The organism is Streptomyces sp. NPDC051921 (genome assembly GCF_040680975.1).
Lineage (GTDB): Bacteria > Actinomycetota > Actinomycetes > Streptomycetales > Streptomycetaceae > Streptomyces.
The window spans coordinates 72,597-89,159 of sequence record NZ_JBFAXU010000015.1 but is presented as its reverse complement, the minus strand read 5'-3'; the positions used below and the strand labels follow the sequence as shown (position 1 = coordinate 89,159).

17 protein-coding genes are annotated in these 16,563 nt (G+C 73.2%); 12 read left to right on the top strand and 5 right to left on the bottom strand.

Annotated elements, in window-relative coordinates:
• Positions 1-52 precede the first annotated feature (52 nt).
• Entirely contained in the window at positions 53-352 is a 300-nt protein-coding gene (locus AB0M16_RS20905) for a YciI family protein (RefSeq protein ID WP_365344947.1), read from the bottom strand.
• A gap of 53 nt (positions 353-405) precedes the next feature.
• Here AB0M16_RS20905 and AB0M16_RS20900 point away from each other — a divergent pair, with 53 nt between their 5' ends.
• Complete coding sequence (locus AB0M16_RS20900) at positions 406-1,107, top strand: endonuclease V (protein ID WP_365344945.1); 702 nt, start codon at positions 406-408, stop codon at positions 1,105-1,107.
• Positions 1,108-1,173: 66 nt separating this feature from the next.
• Positions 1,174-1,587: a VOC family protein gene (locus AB0M16_RS20895; RefSeq protein WP_365344943.1), complete on the top strand. Its 414-nt coding sequence runs from the start codon at positions 1,174-1,176 to the stop codon at positions 1,585-1,587.
• 52 nt (positions 1,588-1,639) lie between these two features.
• Here AB0M16_RS20895 and AB0M16_RS20890 read toward each other — a convergent pair whose 3' ends face one another.
• The gene (locus AB0M16_RS20890; protein WP_365344940.1) at positions 1,640-2,827 is read right to left on the bottom strand and encodes a saccharopine dehydrogenase NADP-binding domain-containing protein; all 1,188 of its coding nucleotides are present in this window, start codon (positions 2,825-2,827) and stop codon (positions 1,640-1,642) included.
• Between the two features lie 213 nt (positions 2,828-3,040).
• Between AB0M16_RS20890 and AB0M16_RS20885 the strand changes: the two genes are divergently transcribed.
• The 4 genes from AB0M16_RS20885 to AB0M16_RS20870 all read left to right on the top strand — a co-directional run bounded on the left by AB0M16_RS20885 (position 3,041) and on the right by AB0M16_RS20870 (position 8,882).
• Complete coding sequence (locus AB0M16_RS20885; protein WP_365344938.1) at positions 3,041-4,192, top strand: CaiB/BaiF CoA-transferase family protein; 1,152 nt, start codon at positions 3,041-3,043, stop codon at positions 4,190-4,192.
• Positions 4,189-5,331 carry an acyl-CoA dehydrogenase family protein gene (locus AB0M16_RS20880; RefSeq protein WP_365344936.1) on the top strand — a complete coding sequence of 381 codons (1,143 nt, stop codon included), beginning with the start codon at positions 4,189-4,191 and terminating at the stop codon, positions 5,329-5,331. Before AB0M16_RS20885 ends, AB0M16_RS20880 begins: the two co-directional genes overlap by 4 nt.
• A gap of 90 nt (positions 5,332-5,421) precedes the next feature.
• Positions 5,422-6,645: an acetyl-CoA C-acetyltransferase gene (locus tag AB0M16_RS20875; protein ID WP_365344934.1), complete on the top strand. Its 1,224-nt coding sequence runs from the start codon at positions 5,422-5,424 to the stop codon at positions 6,643-6,645.
• Between the two features lie 38 nt (positions 6,646-6,683).
• Positions 6,684-8,882 (top strand): 3-hydroxyacyl-CoA dehydrogenase NAD-binding domain-containing protein, encoded by a 2,199-nt coding sequence (locus tag AB0M16_RS20870; protein ID WP_365344932.1) that lies wholly within the window; start codon positions 6,684-6,686, stop codon positions 8,880-8,882.
• Here the strand turns inward: AB0M16_RS20870 and AB0M16_RS20865 are convergent.
• Positions 8,866-9,666: a MerR family transcriptional regulator gene (locus tag AB0M16_RS20865; RefSeq protein WP_365344930.1), complete on the bottom strand. Its 801-nt coding sequence runs from the start codon at positions 9,664-9,666 to the stop codon at positions 8,866-8,868. The genes AB0M16_RS20870 and AB0M16_RS20865 overlap by 17 nt on opposite strands.
• Positions 9,667-9,774: 108 nt before the next feature.
• Here AB0M16_RS20865 and AB0M16_RS20860 point away from each other — a divergent pair, with 108 nt between their 5' ends.
• The 3 genes from AB0M16_RS20860 (at position 9,775) to AB0M16_RS20850 (ending at position 12,044) form a co-directional block, all read left to right on the top strand.
• Positions 9,775-10,917 carry a PP2C family protein-serine/threonine phosphatase gene (locus tag AB0M16_RS20860; RefSeq protein WP_365344928.1) on the top strand — a complete coding sequence of 381 codons (1,143 nt, stop codon included), beginning with the start codon at positions 9,775-9,777 and terminating at the stop codon, positions 10,915-10,917.
• Positions 10,918-10,968: 51 nt separating this feature from the next.
• Complete coding sequence (locus AB0M16_RS20855; RefSeq protein WP_365344926.1) at positions 10,969-11,451, top strand: macro domain-containing protein; 483 nt, start codon at positions 10,969-10,971, stop codon at positions 11,449-11,451.
• A 92-nt stretch (positions 11,452-11,543) separates the two neighbouring features.
• Positions 11,544-12,044 (top strand): hypothetical protein, encoded by a 501-nt coding sequence (locus AB0M16_RS20850; RefSeq protein ID WP_365344924.1) that lies wholly within the window; start codon positions 11,544-11,546, stop codon positions 12,042-12,044.
• A gap of 151 nt (positions 12,045-12,195) precedes the next feature.
• Here the strand turns inward: AB0M16_RS20850 and sph are convergent, their stop codons facing one another.
• The gene (sph, locus tag AB0M16_RS20845; RefSeq protein ID WP_365344922.1) at positions 12,196-13,206 is read right to left on the bottom strand and encodes a sphingomyelin phosphodiesterase; all 1,011 of its coding nucleotides are present in this window, start codon (positions 13,204-13,206) and stop codon (positions 12,196-12,198) included.
• Between the two features lie 172 nt (positions 13,207-13,378).
• Between sph and AB0M16_RS20840 the strand changes: the two genes are divergently transcribed.
• Positions 13,379-13,867 (top strand): hypothetical protein, encoded by a 489-nt coding sequence (locus tag AB0M16_RS20840; protein ID WP_365344920.1) that lies wholly within the window; start codon positions 13,379-13,381, stop codon positions 13,865-13,867.
• A 405-nt stretch (positions 13,868-14,272) separates the two neighbouring features.
• Positions 14,273-15,241, top strand: a complete 969-nt coding sequence (locus AB0M16_RS20835) for an oxygenase MpaB family protein (RefSeq protein WP_365344918.1) — start codon at positions 14,273-14,275, stop codon at positions 15,239-15,241.
• Here AB0M16_RS20835 and AB0M16_RS20830 read toward each other — a convergent pair.
• Positions 15,227-15,811: a TetR/AcrR family transcriptional regulator gene (locus AB0M16_RS20830; RefSeq protein ID WP_365344916.1), complete on the bottom strand. Its 585-nt coding sequence runs from the start codon at positions 15,809-15,811 to the stop codon at positions 15,227-15,229. The two genes, AB0M16_RS20835 and AB0M16_RS20830, sit on opposite strands and share 15 nt — an antisense overlap.
• Positions 15,812-15,858: 47 nt before the next feature.
• On the opposite strand from AB0M16_RS20830, the gene AB0M16_RS20825 reads away from it, so the two are divergent.
• A complete protein-coding gene (locus AB0M16_RS20825) occupies positions 15,859-16,410 on the top strand; it encodes a GNAT family protein (RefSeq protein ID WP_365345147.1) in 552 nt (183 codons plus the stop codon).
• Positions 16,411-16,563 lie beyond the last annotated feature (153 nt).

Below are 16,563 nucleotides of genomic sequence, written 5' to 3'. Positions count from 1 at the left end.
GCGAGACACCCCCACTGTCCCGTCCGACCCTGATCCGCCGGCCAGGGCCGGGCTAGGTGGGCAACTGGTCGCGGAAAGCGCTGAGTTCGTCCACCGTCTTGGTGGCGTGGAATTCCACGACCCGGTACGCGCACACCCCGGCCACGCTGAACGGATCCGTCGCCACGATCTGCTCGATCTCCGCGCGACCCACCCCGGCGGCCAGGATCACCCCGCCCTCCCGCGGCTCCTTCCGTCCGGACGCGACGAACACCCCGGCGGCGTACTGCGCGTCCAGCCACGCGACATGCGCGGGCAGCAGCGCGTCGACCCGATCGAGGGGCGCGGTGTAACTCAGCTCCAGCACGAACATGGCCACCAGGCTACCGACCGGACCCGGCCCGGGGCGACGTAGGGTGCCGCACCATGACGATCATCGAGATTCCCGAGGGATGGCCCGCCGACGAGGACGCGGCGCGGGTCGTGCAGGAGGAGCTGCGCGGCCGGTTGGTGTTGGGCGAGGAGGGGCCCGGGGTCGGGGAGGGGTACGTCACCGGGGTCGACGTGGCCTACGACGACGAGCGGGATCTGGTGGCGGCCGCGGCCGTGGTGCTCGACGGCCGGACGCTCGACGTCGTGGCGGAGGCGACGGCGGTCGGGCGGGTGTCGTTCCCGTACGTGCCCGGGCTGCTCGCCTTCCGGGAGGTGCCGACCGTGCTCGCCGCGCTCGGGCGGCTCCCGGTCGGTCCCGGGCTGCTGGTCTGCGACGGCTACGGGCTCGCCCATCCGCGGCGGTTCGGGCTCGCCAGCCACCTCGGGGTGCTGACGGGCCTGCCGTCCCTCGGCGTCGCCAAGAATCCGTTCACCTTCACCTATGAACAACCCGGCGACCGACGGGGGGAGTTCAGCGAGCTCGTCGCCGACGGTGAGGTCGTCGGACGGGCGTTGCGCACCCGGGACGGCGTGAAGCCGGTGTTCGTGTCCGTCGGGCACCGCGTCTCGCTGGAGCGGGCCTGTGGGCACGCGCTGCGACTCAGCCCCCGGTTCCGGCTTCCCGAGACCACCCGGCACGCCGACGCCCTGTGCCGGCGGGCCCTGCGGGAGGCCCTGAGCACGGGGACCGAGTGACACCCGGGGCGTCTGAGTACCCGTACGGATACCCGGTCGTCTTCTCCGGGCGGCAGAGTGTCCGGCATGACTTCCCCCGGCATGATCACCACCGGTTCCGCCGCCCCCATCGGCACCCTGCAGTGCGTCGTCCTCGACTGCCCCGATGTCCTCGAACTCGCCACGTTCTACCAGCGGTTGCTCGGCGGTGAGATCAACCGCCCGGACCCCCAGTGGGCGGTGGGCGATGCCTGGGCCACGCTCCACGACGCCTCCGGGGCCCCCGTGCTCGCCTTCCAGGGCGTGGCCGACCACCGGCCGCCGGTCTGGGGCGCGCCCGAGCAGCAGTTCCACATCGACGTGCGGGTCGCCGACCTGGACGTCGCGGACGACGCCGTGACCGCGCTCGGTGCGCAGCGGCTCGACTCGGGGGCGGGGGACCGGGCCTGGCGGATCTACGCCGACCCGGCCGGCCACCCCTTCTGCCTGGTCCGCCACTGACGGCGGGCGGGATCGCCGGCCGTGACGCACCGGCGATCGCCCCGGGGGCCGCTCAGCCCGCGTACGCCACGCGGAAACGCAGGCCGGCCGCGCGCAGCCGGTCCAGCAGGGCGTCGCCCATCGCGACCGCCGTCGTGACCTGGCCGGAGGTCTTCGGCAGCTCGTCCAGGGCGAGGCAGAGCGCCGACTCGGCGAGCATCTTCGCGGTCTCGTCGTAGCCCGGGTCGCCGCCCGACACCTCGGTGAAGACCCGGCGTCCGCCTCCCTCCCCGACGAAACGGACCGAGAACCAGCTGCGGGCCCTTCGCTCGGCGCTCGGCCCCTGGCCCGCTTCGTAACGGCCCATCAGCCAGCTGCGGACGGACGGGATCTGGGCCGCGAGGACGCCGGTGCCGACCGCTGCCGTGCCGCCCAGGGCCATGGGGAGGGTCTTGACCGAGGCGTAGTGGCGGTAGCGGAAGTCCGGGCCGTAGCGCTCGAGCGCGCGGGCCGAGCGGGCGACCACCTGCGGATCGAGGGTGGGCAGCGGCAGCGCCCAGGTGCCGGTCTCGCGGCTGAAGCGCGGTCTCCCGAGCGGGGCGCGGGCCCGTCGGGTCACCAACCGCGGTTCGTGCAGCCGCCGTTCGTGAGCGGCCCGCAGGATCTCCCGGCCGCGCCCGAACGCGGTCAGCGCCGACGCGAAGGTGCCGCCCGAGAAGATCGCGCCGACGCGGACGAAGCCGTCCACGCGGAGCGGCACCCCCTCCGGCAGTTGCTGGACCGTGAAGTAGACGCCCAGGTCGTGCGGGACGGAGTCGAAGCCGCAGGCGTGCACGAGCCGCGCGCCGGTCTCCCGGGCGCGGGCGTCGTGGCGCACGTACGTCCGGTCGACGAACTCGGCCTCGCCGGTCAGGTCCACGTAGTCCGTGCCGGCCTCCGCGCAGGCCGCGACCAGCTCCTCCCCGTACCAGACGTACGGGCCGACCGTGCTGGCCACCACCCGCGTGGAGTCCGCGAGTTCGCGCAGCGCGACGGGGTCCGTGGAGTCCGCCACGAGCAGCGGCAGATCGGCGCAGCGCGGCCACCGTTCGGCGAGCCGCTCGCGCAGCGCGGTCAGCTTGCCCCGGCTGCGTCCGGCGAGGGCCCAGCGGCAGCCCGACGGGGCGTGCTCGGCCAGGTACTCCGCGGTGAGCTCGCCCACGAACCCGGTCGCCCCGAAGAGAACGACGTCGTACGGCCGTGCGGCCACCCCTGTCTCCATCCTGCCCCTCGCCTTCGCCCGCGCCGTCCCCCGGCGCGCATGTCGTCGGCGGACTCTAGCGGACGTCACCCCGGCAGCGGACCGGGCGGTACCCCTGGGTAATTTCCAAGCGCTTGCTCGGCTCGGGGGCTTGTGCGGAGTGGAACACGTTCCTAGCATCTCCGGTGTTACATCATCACTGTCACACCCATCTCGCGCACCCCTGGGGGCCCGATGACGACACCCCGCCCGCCCCGCGGCGGCCCGCTCTCCGGCGTCCGCGTGGTCGAGCTCGCGGGCATCGGTCCCGGCCCCTTCGCCGCCATGCTCCTCGCCGACCTCGGCGCCGACGTCGTCCGCGTCGACCGGCCCAGCGGCCCGGGGCTCGGCATCGACCCCGCTTACGACCTCACCAACCGCAACAAGCGCTCCGTCCTCGTCGACCTCAAGGGCGACGGCGGCCCGGACACCGTGCTCGACCTCGTCGCGCGGGCCGACATCCTGATCGAGGGCTACCGGCCGGGCGTCGCCGAACGCCTCGGCGTCGGCCCCGAGGTCTGCCTCGCCCGCAACCCGCGGCTCGTCTACGGCCGGATGACCGGCTGGGGCCAGGAGGGCCCCCTCGCCCCCACCGCCGGTCACGACATCGGCTACATCGCGATCACCGGCACCCTCGGCATGATCGGCCCCGACCCGGACGGCCCGCCCACCGTGCCCGCCAACCTCGTCGGCGACTACGCCGGCGGCTCCCTCTACCTCGTCATCGGCGTCCTCGCGGCCCTCCAGCACGCCCGCGAGCACGGCGAGGGCCAGGTCGTCGACGCCGCCATCGTGGACGGCACCGCCCACCTCGCCACCATGATCCACGGCATGCTCGCCGCCGGTGGCTGGCAGGACCGGCGCGGGGTCAACCTGCTCGACGGCGGCTGCCCCTTCTACGGCACGTACGAGACCTCCGACGGCGGCCACATGGCCGTCGGCGCCCTGGAGCAGCAGTTCTACGACGAGTTCACGCGCCTCCTCGGCATCGAGGACGTCGCCCCCGCCCGCCGTGACCTCGCGCGCTGGCCCGAGCTGCGCACTGCCGTCGCCGAGCGCTTCCGCACCCGTACGCGGGACGAGTGGACCGAGGTCTTCGCCGGCAGCGACGCCTGCGTGGCACCCGTCCTCTCGCTGCGCGAGGCGCCCGGCCACCCGCACCTCGCCGCCCGCGGCACCTTCGTCGAGCACGCCGGCCTCGTCCAGCCCGCGCCCGCGCCCCGCTTCTCCGCCACTCCGGGCGGCCTCCGCAGCGGCCCCGCCCTGCCCGGCGCCGACACCGACGAGGTCGCCTGCGACTGGGCCGTACCCGCACTGACCCCGAAGCCCCAGGAGCCCTCCGCATGAAGCGCCAGCTCTACACCGCCGACCACGAGGCCTTCCGTGAGGTGGTCCGCACCTTCCTCGCCAAGGAGGTGCTGCCGCACTACGCGCAGTGGGAGAAGGACGGCATCGTCTCCCGCGAGGTCTGGCGGGCCGCCGGCCGGCAGGGCCTGCTCGGCCTCGCCGTCGACGAGGAGTACGGCGGCGGCGGGAACCCCGACTTCCGCTACAGCGTCGTCCTCGCCGAGGAGTTCACCCGGGCCGGTACTCCCGGCCTCGCCATCGGCCTGCACAACGACATCATCGGCCCCTACCTCACCTCGCTCGCCACCGACGAGCAGAAGCGGCGCTGGCTGCCGGGCTTCTGCAGCGGCGAGACCGTCACCGCCATCGCGATGACCGAACCCGGCGCGGGCTCCGACCTCCAGGCGATCCGCACCACCGCCGAGGACCACGGCGACCACTGGATCCTCAACGGCTCCAAGACCTTCATCTCCAACGGCATCCTCGCCGACCTCGTCATCGTCGTCGCGAAGACCACCCCCGACGGCGGCGCCCACGGCCTGTCCCTCCTGGTCGTCGAACGCGGCACGGCGGGCTTCGAGCGCGGCCGCAACCTCGACAAGATCGGCCAGAAGTCCCAGGACACCGCCGAGCTCTTCTTCCACGACGTCCGCGTCCCCAAGGAGAACCTGCTCGGCGAGCTCAACGGGGCCTTCGTCCACCTGATGACCAACCTCGCCCAGGAACGACTGGCCATCGCCGTCGCCGCCATCGCCGGCGCCGAGCACCTCCTGGAGCTCACCACCACGTACGTGAAGGAGCGCGAGGCCTTCGGTCGCCCGCTCGCCCGGCTCCAGCACATCCGCTTCGAGATCGCCGAGATGGCCACCGAGTGCGCCGTCACCCGCACCTTCCTCGACCGGTGCGTCGAGGAGCACGCCGAGGGCGGGCTCGACGCCGTGCACGCCTCCATGGCCAAGTGGTGGTCCACCGAACTGCAGAAGCGGGTCGCCGACCGCTGTCTGCAACTTCACGGCGGATACGGCTACATGAGCGAATTCCCGGTCGCCAGGGCCTTCACCGACGGCCGTATCCAGACCATCTACGGCGGGACCACGGAGATCATGAAGGAGATCATCGGCCGTTCCCTGCTCGGCTGACCCCGCCCCGCCCGACCCCGCGACCCAGGTCCGCGACCCCGACTCCCGCGCCCGACCCTCGCGCCTGACCCTCATGCGAAAGGCAACACCGTGACCACCGAAGCCTACGTCTACGACGCGATCCGCACCCCGCGCGGCCGCGGCAAGGCCAACGGAGCCCTGCACGGCACCAAGCCGATCGACCTCGTCGTCGGCCTCATCCACGAGATCCGCTCCCGCTTCCCCGGCCTCGACCCGGCCGCCATCGACGACATCGTCCTCGGCGTCGTGGGCCCCGTCGGCGACCAGGGCTCCGACATCGCCCGGATCGCCGCGATCGCCGCGGGCCTGCCCGACACCGTCGCCGGCGTCCAGGAGAACCGCTTCTGCGCCTCCGGTCTCGAAGCCGTCAACCTCGCCGCCGCCAAGGTCCGCTCCGGTTGGGAGGACCTCGTCCTCGCCGGCGGCGTCGAGTCCATGTCCCGCGTGCCCATGGCCTCCGACGGCGGCGCCTGGTTCGCCGACCCGATGACCAACATCGCGACCAACTTCGTCCCGCAGGGCATCGGCGCCGACCTCATCGCCACCATCGAGGGCTTCACCCGCCGCGACGTCGACGAGTACGCCGCCCTCTCCCAGGAGCGCGCCGCCGCGGCCTGGAAGGACGGGCGCTTCGACCGCTCCGTCGTCCCCGTCAGGGACCGGGCCGGTCTCACCGTCCTCGACCACGACGAGCACATGCGCCCCGGCACCACCGCCGACTCCCTCGCCAAGCTCAAGCCCTCCTTCGCCGACATCGGCGAGCTCGGCGGCTTCGACGCGGTCGCGCTGCAGAAGTACCACTGGATCGAGCAGATCGACCACGTCCACCACGCCGGCAACTCCTCCGGCATCGTCGACGGCGCCTCCCTCGTCGCCATCGGCTCCCGCGAGGTCGGCGAGCGCCACGGCCTGACCCCGCGCGCCCGGATCGTCGGCGCCGCCGTCTCCGGCTCCGAGCCGACCATCATGCTCACCGGCCCCGCCCCCGCCGCCCGCAAGGCGCTCGCCAAGGCCGGCCTCACCATCGACGACATCGACCTGATCGAGATCAACGAGGCCTTCGCCGCCGTCGTCCTGCGCTTCGTCAAGGACATGGGCACCTCCCTCGACAAGGTCAACGTCAACGGTGGCGCCATCGCCCTCGGCCACCCGCTCGGCGCGACCGGCGCCATGATCCTCGGCACCCTCGTCGACGAGCTGGAGCGCCAGGACAAGCGCTACGGCCTCGCCACGCTCTGCGTCGGCGGCGGCATGGGCATCGCCACGATCGTCGAGCGCGTCGAGCGCTTCTGACCGCCCGGTCCGAACCCCTCTTACGGAGAAGCATCAGCATGAGCGAGAGCACCACCATCCGCTGGGAGCAGGACGAGACCGGCGTCGTCACCCTCGTCCTGGACGACCCCGACCAGTCCGCCAACACGATGAACCAGGCCTTCCGGGCCTCCATCACCGCGATCGCCGACCGCGCGGTGGCCGAGAAGGACTCCATCCGCGGCATCGTCTACACCTCCGCGAAGAAGACCTTCTTCGCGGGCGGCGACCTCAAGGACATGATCAAGGCCGGCCCCGAGGACGCCCAGGCGATCTTCGACACCGCCATCGAGATCAAGAACGCGCTCCGCCGCATCGAGACCCTCGGCAAGCCGGTCGTCGCCGCGATCAACGGCGCCGCGCTCGGCGGGGGCTACGAGATCGCGCTCGCCTCGCACCACCGCGTCGCCCTCGACGCCCCCGGCTCCAAGATCGGACTGCCCGAGGTCACGCTGGGCCTGCTTCCGGGCGGCGGCGGCGTCGCCCGGACCGTACGCCTCATGGGCATCACCGACGCCCTGCTCAAGGTGCTCCTGCAGGGCACCCAGTACAACCCGAGGCGCGCCCACGAGAACGGCCTCGTCCACGAGCTGGCCGCCACGCCCGAGGAGATGCTCGCCAAGGCCCGCGCCTTCATCGACGCGCACCCCGAGTCGCAGCAGCCCTGGGACGTCCCCGGTTACAAGATCCCCGGCGGCACCCCGTCGAACCCGCGGTTCGCCGCCAACCTGCCGGCCTTCCCCGCCAACCTGCGCAAGCAGCTCAACGGCGCCCCCTACCCCGCCCCGCGCAACATCATGGCGGCGGCCGTCGAAGGCTCCCAGGTCGACTTCGAGACCGCGCTCACCATCGAGAGCCGCTACTTCACCGAGCTGGTCACCGGCCAGACCGCGAAGAACATGATCCAGGCGTTCTTCTTCGACCTCCAGGCCGTCAACTCCGGAGCCAACCGCCCCCGGGGCATCGAGCCGCGCAAGGTCCGCAAGGTCGCCGTCCTCGGCGCCGGCATGATGGGCGCCGGCATCGCGTACTCCTGCGCCCGCGCCGGCATCGAGGTCGTCCTCAAGGACGTCACCGCCGAGTCCGCCGCCAAGGGCAAGGGCTACTCCGAGAAGCTGTGCGCCAAGGCCGTCGCCAAGGGCCGCACCACCCAGGAGAAGGCCGACGCGCTGCTCGCCCTGATCACCCCGACCGGTGACGTCGCCGACCTGGCCGGCTGCGACGCCGTCATCGAGGCGGTCTTCGAGGACACCTCGCTCAAGCACAAGGTGTTCCAGGAGATCCAGCACGTCGTCGAGCCCGACGCGCTGCTCTGCTCCAACACCTCCACCCTGCCGATCACGGACCTCGCCGAGGGGGTGGAGCGCCGGGCCGACTTCATCGGCCTGCACTTCTTCTCGCCCGTCGACAAGATGCCGCTGGTCGAGATCATCAAGGGCGAGCGCACCGGCGACGAGGCCCTGGCCCGCGCCTTCGACCTGGTCCGGCAGATCAACAAGACGCCGATCGTCGTCAACGACTCGCGTGGCTTCTTCACCTCGCGGGTCATCGGCCACTTCATCAACGAGGGCGTCGCCATGGTCGGCGAGGGCGCCGAGCCCGCCTCCGTCGAGCAGGCAGCGGCCCAGGCCGGCTACCCGGCGAAGGTGCTCTCCCTGATGGACGAGCTGACCCTCACCCTGCCGCGCAAGATCCGCAACGAGACGAGGAAGGCGATCGAGGAGGCCGGCGGCACCTGGGTCTCCCACCCCGGCGAGCTCGTCATCGACCGCATGGTCGACGAGTTCGGGCGCCCCGGGCGCAGCGGCGGCGCCGGCTTCTACGAGTACGGCGAGGACGGCAGGCGCGGCAAGCTGTGGCCGGGCCTGCGCGAGCACTTCACCAAGCCCGAGGTCGAGATCCCCTTCCGCGACATGCAGGAGCGGATGCTCTTCGCCGAGGCACTGGACACCGTCCGGCTCCTGGAGGAGGGCGTGCTCACGTCCGTGGCCGACGCCAACATCGGATCCATCCTGGGCATCGGATTCCCGGCGTGGACGGGCGGCGTCCTGCAGTACATCAACGGCTACGACGGCCGCGCCGCAGGAGCGGGCGTCGGTGTCGCCGCCTTCGTCGAGCGCGCCCGCGAGCTGGCGACCACCTACGGCGAGCGCTTCAACCCGCCCGCCCTCCTGGTGGAGAAGGCCGAGCGGGGCGAGGTGTTCACGGACGCGGAGTAGTTCCCGGAGCGGCACCGGGAGCGGGCCGCGGAACGGTCCTGAAGGCGGTCCTCAGCTCCTCGCTGAGCGACCGCTGGAAGGCCGTGACGAGGGACTGGATCACCATCGGCTGCATGTGCGCCGAGAGCGACTTCATCGCGGTCAGGTGATCCGGGTCCTCGCCGCTCTCCCGGTACGGGTTCCACACCTGCTCCCGGAAGAGCCGGGCCAGCTCCTGCGCGGCGGCCCGGGCGTGCTCCAGGAGCACGGTCCGGGAGGCCAGGATCGTCTCGTGCTCGATGGGCACGTCGAGCAGCTCCACACCGAGCCGCAGCAGGGAGCCGTCGAGCCGGAACACGTCCGGGTCGGGCCCCTTGTCGAGCACCCCCATCGCGGCCAGCCGGTCGACGTCCCGGTCGGCCAGCGGCCGCCCGGCCCGCCGCTCCAGCTCCTGCCGGGTGGTCTCCTCGGCCGACTCGGGCGCCCAGGAGGCCACGAGCGCCCGGTGGACCGCCAGGTCCTGGGCGCTGAGGTCGGGCGGGAGCTGCTCCAGGTAGCGTTCGATCGCGGCGAGCGTCATGCCCTGCCGCTGGAGTTCCTCGATGAGCGCGAGCCGGGACAGGTGCTCGGGCCCGTAGTGCCCGACCCGCCGCGGCCCGATCACGGGCGGCGGCAGCAGGCCCCGCGTCCCGTAGAAGCGGACGGTCCGCACGGTCACCCCGGCCCGCGCCGCCAGCTCGTCGACGGTGTAGGTGGGCCCGGCCGCCCGCCCCTCGCCCTGGTCCTCGTCGCTCGCCTGCCGCATGGTTCAACAGTATTGCTGTCTCACCGGCCATGTAAAAGAGGTGGGGCGCGGGTGGGCCCCCGCCCAGGGCAACAGGACACGCCGCGTCGGCTGGGGTATGCCTTTCTCATGGATCCCCGGAGGCGAGCCTTCGTCCCGCGCCTCTCCCGGCGCGGCGGACGGCTGCTGCTCGCCGCGCCCTTCGCGCTCATCGCGGTGGTGACCGTGGTGGACGTCGTGGTTCCTCCCGAGGTCCACCTGGGGCCGTTCCTCATCGCCGCGCCCGCGGTGACGGCGTCGTTCGCGGGGCCCCGGATGACGGCCTTCGTGGGCGCGGTCGCGGTGCTCGCCCAGTCGACGGTGGCGGTCGCGCGGACCAGTCTGACCGACCTCAACCACACGTACCAGATCGTCGCGCTGGTCCTCATCTCGATCATCGCGACCTTCTTCGCCTATCTGCGCGAGCGTGACGAGAGCAGGGTGACGCGGCTGCGCTCCATCGCCCACGCCGCCCAGAGCGTCGTCCTGCGCCCGCTGCCGCACCGCTCGGGCTCCCTGCGCATCGCCTCCGTCTACCTGGCGGCCGAGGAGGAGGCGCAGATGGGCGGCGACCTGTATGCGGCGGCCCGCACGGCGCACGGCACCCGACTGCTCATCGGGGACGCCCGGGGCAAGGGGCTCGACGCCATCAGCGAGGCGTCACTCGTGCTGGGCGCCTTCCGGGTCACCGCCGTCCGGGAAACGGACCTGCCGGAACTGGTCGGCCACCTGGAGGCGGGCGTCGGCTCGGCGGAGGACAGCGGGGGCGGGCCGGAGGCGGGCTCCGGTGTCGACGGGACGGTGGACGGCACGGAGGAGGCCTTCGTCACCGCGCTGGTGCTCGACGTCCCCGATCGCGAGCCGGTCGTACGGCTCGTGAACTGCGGGCACCCGCCGCCGCTGCTCCTCAGGGAGGGGCGGGTGATCCCCCTCGACACGGCCGACGCGAGCCCGCCGCTGGGGCTGTCGGACGTCCTCACCCCCGAGGTGACGGTGGAGACCTTCCCCTTCGACGTCGGCGACGTGCTGCTGCTCTACACGGACGGGGTGGTCGAGGCCCGGGACGGCTCGCGCGCCTTCTACCCCCTGGAGGAGCGCCTCACGGCCTGGGTCGGGTACGACCCGCCGACCCTGCTCGGCCGGCTGCGGGCCGACCTGCAGGCGTACGCCGGCGGCCACCTCGGCGACGACGCGGCACTCGTCGCGGTGCAGCGCCTGGCGCCGGAGCCGTAGGCGCCCGGCGGAGCCCCGGGCGCTGTCACAGGCGGCCCGTACGGTGAGGGCATGACGGGGATCGAGTACGTACGGGGGGACGCCACCGCGCCGCGCGGGAAGGGCGTCAAGATCATCGCGCATGTGTGCAACGACCTGGGAGGTTGGGGCAAGGGCTTCGTGCTGGCGGTCTCGCGCCGCTGGCCCGGGCCCGAGACGGCCTTCCGCCGCTGGCACCGCGAGCGCGCGGGGAACGACTTCGGGCTCGGCGCGGCACAGTTCGTCCAGGTGGAGCCGTACGTCTGGGTGGCCAATCTGGTGGGTCAGCGGGGGATACGGACGGCGCGGAGCAGCGGGGTCCCGGTGCGGTACGAGGCGATCGACGCGGCGCTCGTGCGGCTCGCGGACCGGGCGCTGGAGCTCGGGGCCTCCGTGCACATGCCCCGGATCGGCTGCGGGCTGGCGGGCGGGAAGTGGTCGCGGGTCGAGCCGCTGATAGCCGAGCGGCTCCTGGCGCGGGGGATACCGGTCACCGTGTACGACTTCGGGGCGTAGCCGCCCCCGGGGCCACCCCGGCGGGGGGAGGTGCGCGACGGACGCTAGAGTCATGCGTCTGTTCGAATCAGGGGCACGGCAGGGGGAGGGGTATGCAGGCGCAACTCAGGGAGACGGCCACGGAGTTGGCCGCGGTCCTGTGGCGGGAGCACACCGTCTACCGTGAGCGCGGCGGCGGTGTGGTGATCCGGGGTGACCATGTGCGGCGCTGGATCAGCCTGGCGCCGACCGGTGGCAGGGACCAGGCGCTGGTCCGGGCCGGCCGGATCCTGGACGGGGGCACGACCGCGCCCGCCCGCCTGGAGGCCGTGGTCGACCTGACGTCGGGAACGGCCGAGCTCGCGGCTGTCTGCCGTCGGCTGCTCGCGGAGACCGCCGCCGAGGCGGCGCCGTCGACGGCAGGGGCGGCCAGGCCGGCCCGGGCCGCCCGGCCGGGCAGGGCTTCGCGGCCGGGCAGGGCCGAGGGCCGGGCGAAGGCGGCCCGCCCGCGCCGGGGACGCCACACGGGCGTCGGCTCGTGGGTGGTCCTGCTGTGCGTGGGCGGCGTCGTGGCCTACTGGGCCTACAGCGTCTTCGGCGCGGGGGCGTACTAGGCCCGGCCGTCGAGCTCCCGTCGTCACCCGCGTCGCCGGGCGGGCGGGAGTGCGACGACAGGGCGGAGAGCCCGCGCCGTGCGTACGCGGACGCGCGAAGGCGCCGTGGGCTCCGCGCGAGCCCACGGCGCCTTCGCCTGGTCCGGCCGGATCAGCCGGCCACGTAGCCCGTCACCGGGTAGTGGTCGGACAGGTTCGTGTACGTGTACCGCGTGCCCCAGCTGGAGACGGTCCAGGGCGCGGTCTGCTCCGGGATCACGTCGTTCGTCCAGTTCGCCGGGCGCGCGTTGCCGGCCCGGTAGAGGACGTAGTCGAGGTCCTCGCGGGGGTCGGACGGGTACCGGTCGTGGGCGATCGAGTTCAGCGCCGTGTCGAAGGAGTACGGGTGCCCGGTGCGGGAGTCCGCGCCGACCAGGCCCGCGTCGGCGAGCATCGACGCGTACTCGGGCGTGCGCGAGTCCACGTTCATGTCGCCGGTGACGATCACCTGCTCGTTCGCCGGGATGTTCTTGGCGTCGAGGAAGGCGTCGATGTTCTTGAACTGGCGGCTGCGCATCTGCGCCGCCTCGCCCGCCGAGCAGCCCGGGTCGGTCGACTGGGCGTGCGTGCCGACCACGTGCACCTTGGTGCCGTTGACGTCGAGGGCCGCGTAGACGAAGCCCTTGTTCGAGTACCAGTCGGCGCCGCAGGCGTCCTTGTAGACGTACTGCTCCTTACGGAGGATCGGCCACTTGCTGAGCAGCGTCACGCCGCCGTCCTCCGGCGTGGTCGTCGAGTAGGCGCCGCCGGTGGCGTCCCAGCCGGACTTCGAGCGGCCGACGACCGGGGTCTGGTACGGGTACTGCGCGGCGGCCTTCGCCTTGAGGGCGTCGGACGCGGAGTTGTCGAAGGCCTCCTGGAGCACGACGACGTCGTTGCCCTGGAAGAAGGGCGCGGCGGGGATGGCCGCGGCGCGGTGGTCCTGGCCCCAGTTCGGGTAGAGCGTCTTCGAGAAGAGGAAGACGTTGTACGTCAGCACCTTCAGCTGCGGGCCCGCGGCGCTGCTCACCGTCGTCGCGGTGTCGGCGGCCGAAGCGGTGGGCGCGGTGGCCCCCAGGGCGGCCGCGGCGAGCGCGACGGAGAGGGCGGCGCCGGGGATACGGCGGGTGGCTGCGAACGGCACTGTTAACTCCCAGATACGAGTGGGGGGTTGGACCGGCGCCGCACATCAGATCAGACGTGGTTACCTTCCGGTAGCCATTGGGTGCCAGAAATCTTGCGCCGCTCGCACGAACGCGCCAACTCTCGGCCGACTGCCTGAATTGCGAGTTTTGCGACCAGGTAAGATGCCGCCCATGACCCTCGCGCAGAACTCGCAGATCTTCCCCACCGACCTGGGCCCGCTGAACCCGGTCTGGGCTGAGCTCATCCTCGGTGCCGTCCTCTTCGCCCTGACCTTCCTGATCCTCGCCAAGGGGATCCTGCCGAAGATCAACCGGACCCTCGCCCAGCGTGAGGACGCCATCGACGGCGGCACCGAGCGCGCCGACGACCTGCGTGCCGAGGCCACCGCGATCCGCGAGCAGTACGAGGCCGAGCTCGCCGAGGCCCGCCACGACGCCGCCCGCATCCGCTCCCAGGCCACCGAGGAGGGCTCCCAGGCCATCGCCGCCGCCCGCGCCGAGGGTCTGCGCGAGCGCGAGGCCATCCTGGCCGCCGGTCACGAGCGCATCGCCGCCGAGCGCGAGGCCGCGGAGCGCGAGCTCGCCGGTGACGTCGACGCCTGGGCCCGCTCCCTGGCCGGCCGCATCGTCGGCGAGCCGGTCGGCGCCGAGCGCTCCTGACGCACCGCGCACACCCGTACGGGGCCGCGCCCCGGGCCCACCGCCCGAGGCGCGGCCCCGCGTCGTTCCCGCGCGATCCCGCGGGAGCGCGGCCCCGCGTCCTGCCGGCGGCCCTGTGGCGCGTCGGCGGCCCCGCGTCATGCTCGCGGGCTCGCAGGCCTGTGGCGCGTCGCGGCCCCGCGTCGGGCTCGGGGGCCCGTGCCGTGCCGGCGGAGGTGGCGTGCTCGCGGCTCCCTGGTGGCCTGGTGCCCAGGGGCGCACCGAGGGGTCCGGGGGGACCGGCACGGGCTGCGCGAGGGACAATGCCTGGGGGAGGCCGCGTGGGGGAGACCGCGTGACCGAGACGACGGGGGACACGGCGTGACCGAGACGGACGGGGGAGACCGCGTGAGGGAGGGCGATCGCATGGCCGGCCCACAGCACCCGGACCGGGGGACGGGTCCCGTCGGCGTCGCCGCCGAGCACGGCACCGGCCACGAGCGGCCCGCCACCCGTGCCGCCCGGCGGGACGAGCCCGCGCCGCCGCCCGTCGGCGGGGTGCTGTGGACGGTCGCCGGGGACGTCCGGGCGTTGCTGATGCTGCCCGCCGCGCTCACCATGCAGGTCGCGCACCCCGCCATCGGCGCCGGCGTCGACGACCACTCGGTCTTCCGCAGCGACCCCTGGGGGCGCGGCGAGCGCTCCCTGCGCTCGCTCCAGCTGTGGATCTACGGCGGTGCGGCGGCGGCCGAGGAGGGGCGCCGGCTCCGCGCGCTCCACAAGGAGATCCAGGGCACCGACGCCCACGGCCGCCGCTACCACGCCCTCACCCCCGCCTACTACGCCTGGGTGCACGCCACCGGCTACCCCGTCTACCGGCACGGACTGCGCTATCTCGCCCGCCCCCTCACGGAGGCCCAGGACCGGCAGCTCTACGCCGAGTGGCTCCAGGTCGGCCGGGTGCTCGGCATCCACGACCGGGACATGCCGCAGACGATCGAGGAGTTCTGGCCGTACTACCGCCGCGTGCTCGCGGAGGAGATCGAAGCCACCGTCGTGGTCCGCGAACTGCTCGCCACCGATCAGCCCGTTCCGCCCCCGGACCGGGGCCCGCTGCCCGTGCGGCTCGCCCTGAAGGTGCTGTGGCCGTTGCTCCGTGGACCCTTCCTGCGGGCCCGTTCCTTCCTCACCGTCGGACTCATGCCGCCCGACGCCCGTGCGGCCATCGGGCTGGAATGGACGGAAGCCCAGGAGCGCAGGCTGCGCCGCTTCGCCCGGGTCGTCCGGGCCGTGGTGCCCGTGCTGCCCGAGCGGCTGCGCTATCTCCCGCTGGCCAGGAAGGCGCGGCAGGAGGCCCGACGGGAGGCGCTTCGGCAGGCGTCACGCCGCCAGTGAGTCCAGATAGGCGTCGAGGAGCTCGACCTGGGTCTCCGGCGGGAAGGCCGCGGGGTTGAAGAGGGCCTGGACCACCAGCCCGAGGGCGAAGGACTGGGCACCGGCCGCGAGGCGTCCGGGGTCGCCCGGGGGCAGTTCGCCGTGCTCCTGCGCGGTCGCGATCAGCTCGGCGAGCCGCTCCCGGCTGCGCCCGTACTTGTCGGCGTAGGCGTCGCTCAGCGCCGGGTCGGCGAGCGCGGTGTCCCAGGAGGAGACCCAGATGCGGTTACCGGCCGTGGCCTCGGCGGTGAGCGGCAGGATGTCGAGCAGCGCGGCGCGCACGGCGGCGAGGCCCTGTCCCGCCGAGCGCCTGGGGCGCGCGGCGGTGCGTTCGTCGAGCAGGTCGAGGGCGTAGCCGACCAGATCGCGCTTGGCCGGGAAGTAGTGGGTCAACAGGCCTGTGGTGGCGCCGAGTTCGGCGGCGACGGCGCGCATGGTGAGGCCGCCGAAGCCGTGCGCGGCGAGGACGCGCCAGACCGCTTCGGAGACGTCGCGGCGCCGGGCCTCGTGATCGCCCTTGGTACGTGCCATGCTGCTACGGTAATAGCCATAACGCTTGTTGTGTGAATGGGGCCCTCATGTTCTCCCTCCCGCTGCGGGACAACGCCGTCCTCCGGCCGCTCGAGTCGTGGCACGCCGAGGAGTTCGCCGCCCACCTGGACCGGGCGCGCGAGCACATCCGGCCGTGGGTCGGTCCTGCCTTCGTCACCGGCGACGTCGAAGGCGCCCGCGGCACCCTCGTGCGCTACGGCGAGCGCCAGGCCGCGGACGGCGGACGCCTCTACGGCATCTGGCGGGACGGGACGCTGGTCGGCGGCGTGATGTTCACGGACTTCGACGCCTCGTGGGGGACCTGCGAGCTCGGCTGCTGGCTCGAACCGGCAGGCGAGGGGCACGGCCTGATCACCGAGGCCTGCTCCGTCCTCCTGGACTGGGCCCTCGTCGAGCGCGGCCTGCACCGTGCGGAATGGCACTGCCGCGCCGACAACGACCGCAGTGCCGCGGTCGCCCAGCGCCTCGGCATGACCCTCGAAGGCGTCCGCCGCGAAGCCTGGCCGTACGGCGGCGCGCGCCACGACAAGCAGATCTGGGGCATCCTCGCCGCGGAATGGCGCACCCGCCGCGCGTGACGCGACGGCGCCCGAGAGGGCGGCAGGCGCCCGAAGGGCCAGCGGCACCCGAGAGGACAGCGGCACCCGAGAGGACAGCGGCACCCGAGAGGACAGCGGCACCCGAGAGGACAGCGGCACCCGAGAGGACAGCGGCACCCGAGAGGACAGCGG

Coding starts and splice junctions, on each gene's coding strand:
- AB0M16_RS20850 (WP_365344924.1), top strand. CDS start 11,544: ATGCAGGCGCAACTCAGGGAGACGGCCACGGAGTTGGCCGCGGTCCTG.
- AB0M16_RS20825 (WP_365345147.1), top strand. CDS start 15,859: ATGTTCTCCCTCCCGCTGCGGGACAACGCCGTCCTCCGGCCGCTCGAG.
- AB0M16_RS20885 (WP_365344938.1), top strand. CDS start 3,041: ATGACGACACCCCGCCCGCCCCGCGGCGGCCCGCTCTCCGGCGTCCGC.
- AB0M16_RS20890 (WP_365344940.1), bottom strand. CDS start 2,827: ATGGAGACAGGGGTGGCCGCACGGCCGTACGACGTCGTTCTCTTCGGG.
- AB0M16_RS20860 (WP_365344928.1), top strand. CDS start 9,775: ATGGATCCCCGGAGGCGAGCCTTCGTCCCGCGCCTCTCCCGGCGCGGC.
- AB0M16_RS20855 (WP_365344926.1), top strand. CDS start 10,969: ATGACGGGGATCGAGTACGTACGGGGGGACGCCACCGCGCCGCGCGGG.
- AB0M16_RS20900 (WP_365344945.1), top strand. CDS start 406: ATGACGATCATCGAGATTCCCGAGGGATGGCCCGCCGACGAGGACGCG.
- AB0M16_RS20880 (WP_365344936.1), top strand. CDS start 4,189: ATGAAGCGCCAGCTCTACACCGCCGACCACGAGGCCTTCCGTGAGGTG.
- AB0M16_RS20840 (WP_365344920.1), top strand. CDS start 13,379: ATGACCCTCGCGCAGAACTCGCAGATCTTCCCCACCGACCTGGGCCCG.
- AB0M16_RS20870 (WP_365344932.1), top strand. CDS start 6,684: ATGAGCGAGAGCACCACCATCCGCTGGGAGCAGGACGAGACCGGCGTC.
- AB0M16_RS20895 (WP_365344943.1), top strand. CDS start 1,174: ATGACTTCCCCCGGCATGATCACCACCGGTTCCGCCGCCCCCATCGGC.
- AB0M16_RS20905 (WP_365344947.1), bottom strand. CDS start 352: ATGTTCGTGCTGGAGCTGAGTTACACCGCGCCCCTCGATCGGGTCGAC.
- AB0M16_RS20830 (WP_365344916.1), bottom strand. CDS start 15,811: ATGGCACGTACCAAGGGCGATCACGAGGCCCGGCGCCGCGACGTCTCC.
- AB0M16_RS20865 (WP_365344930.1), bottom strand. CDS start 9,666: ATGCGGCAGGCGAGCGACGAGGACCAGGGCGAGGGGCGGGCGGCCGGG.
- AB0M16_RS20835 (WP_365344918.1), top strand. CDS start 14,273: ATGGCCGGCCCACAGCACCCGGACCGGGGGACGGGTCCCGTCGGCGTC.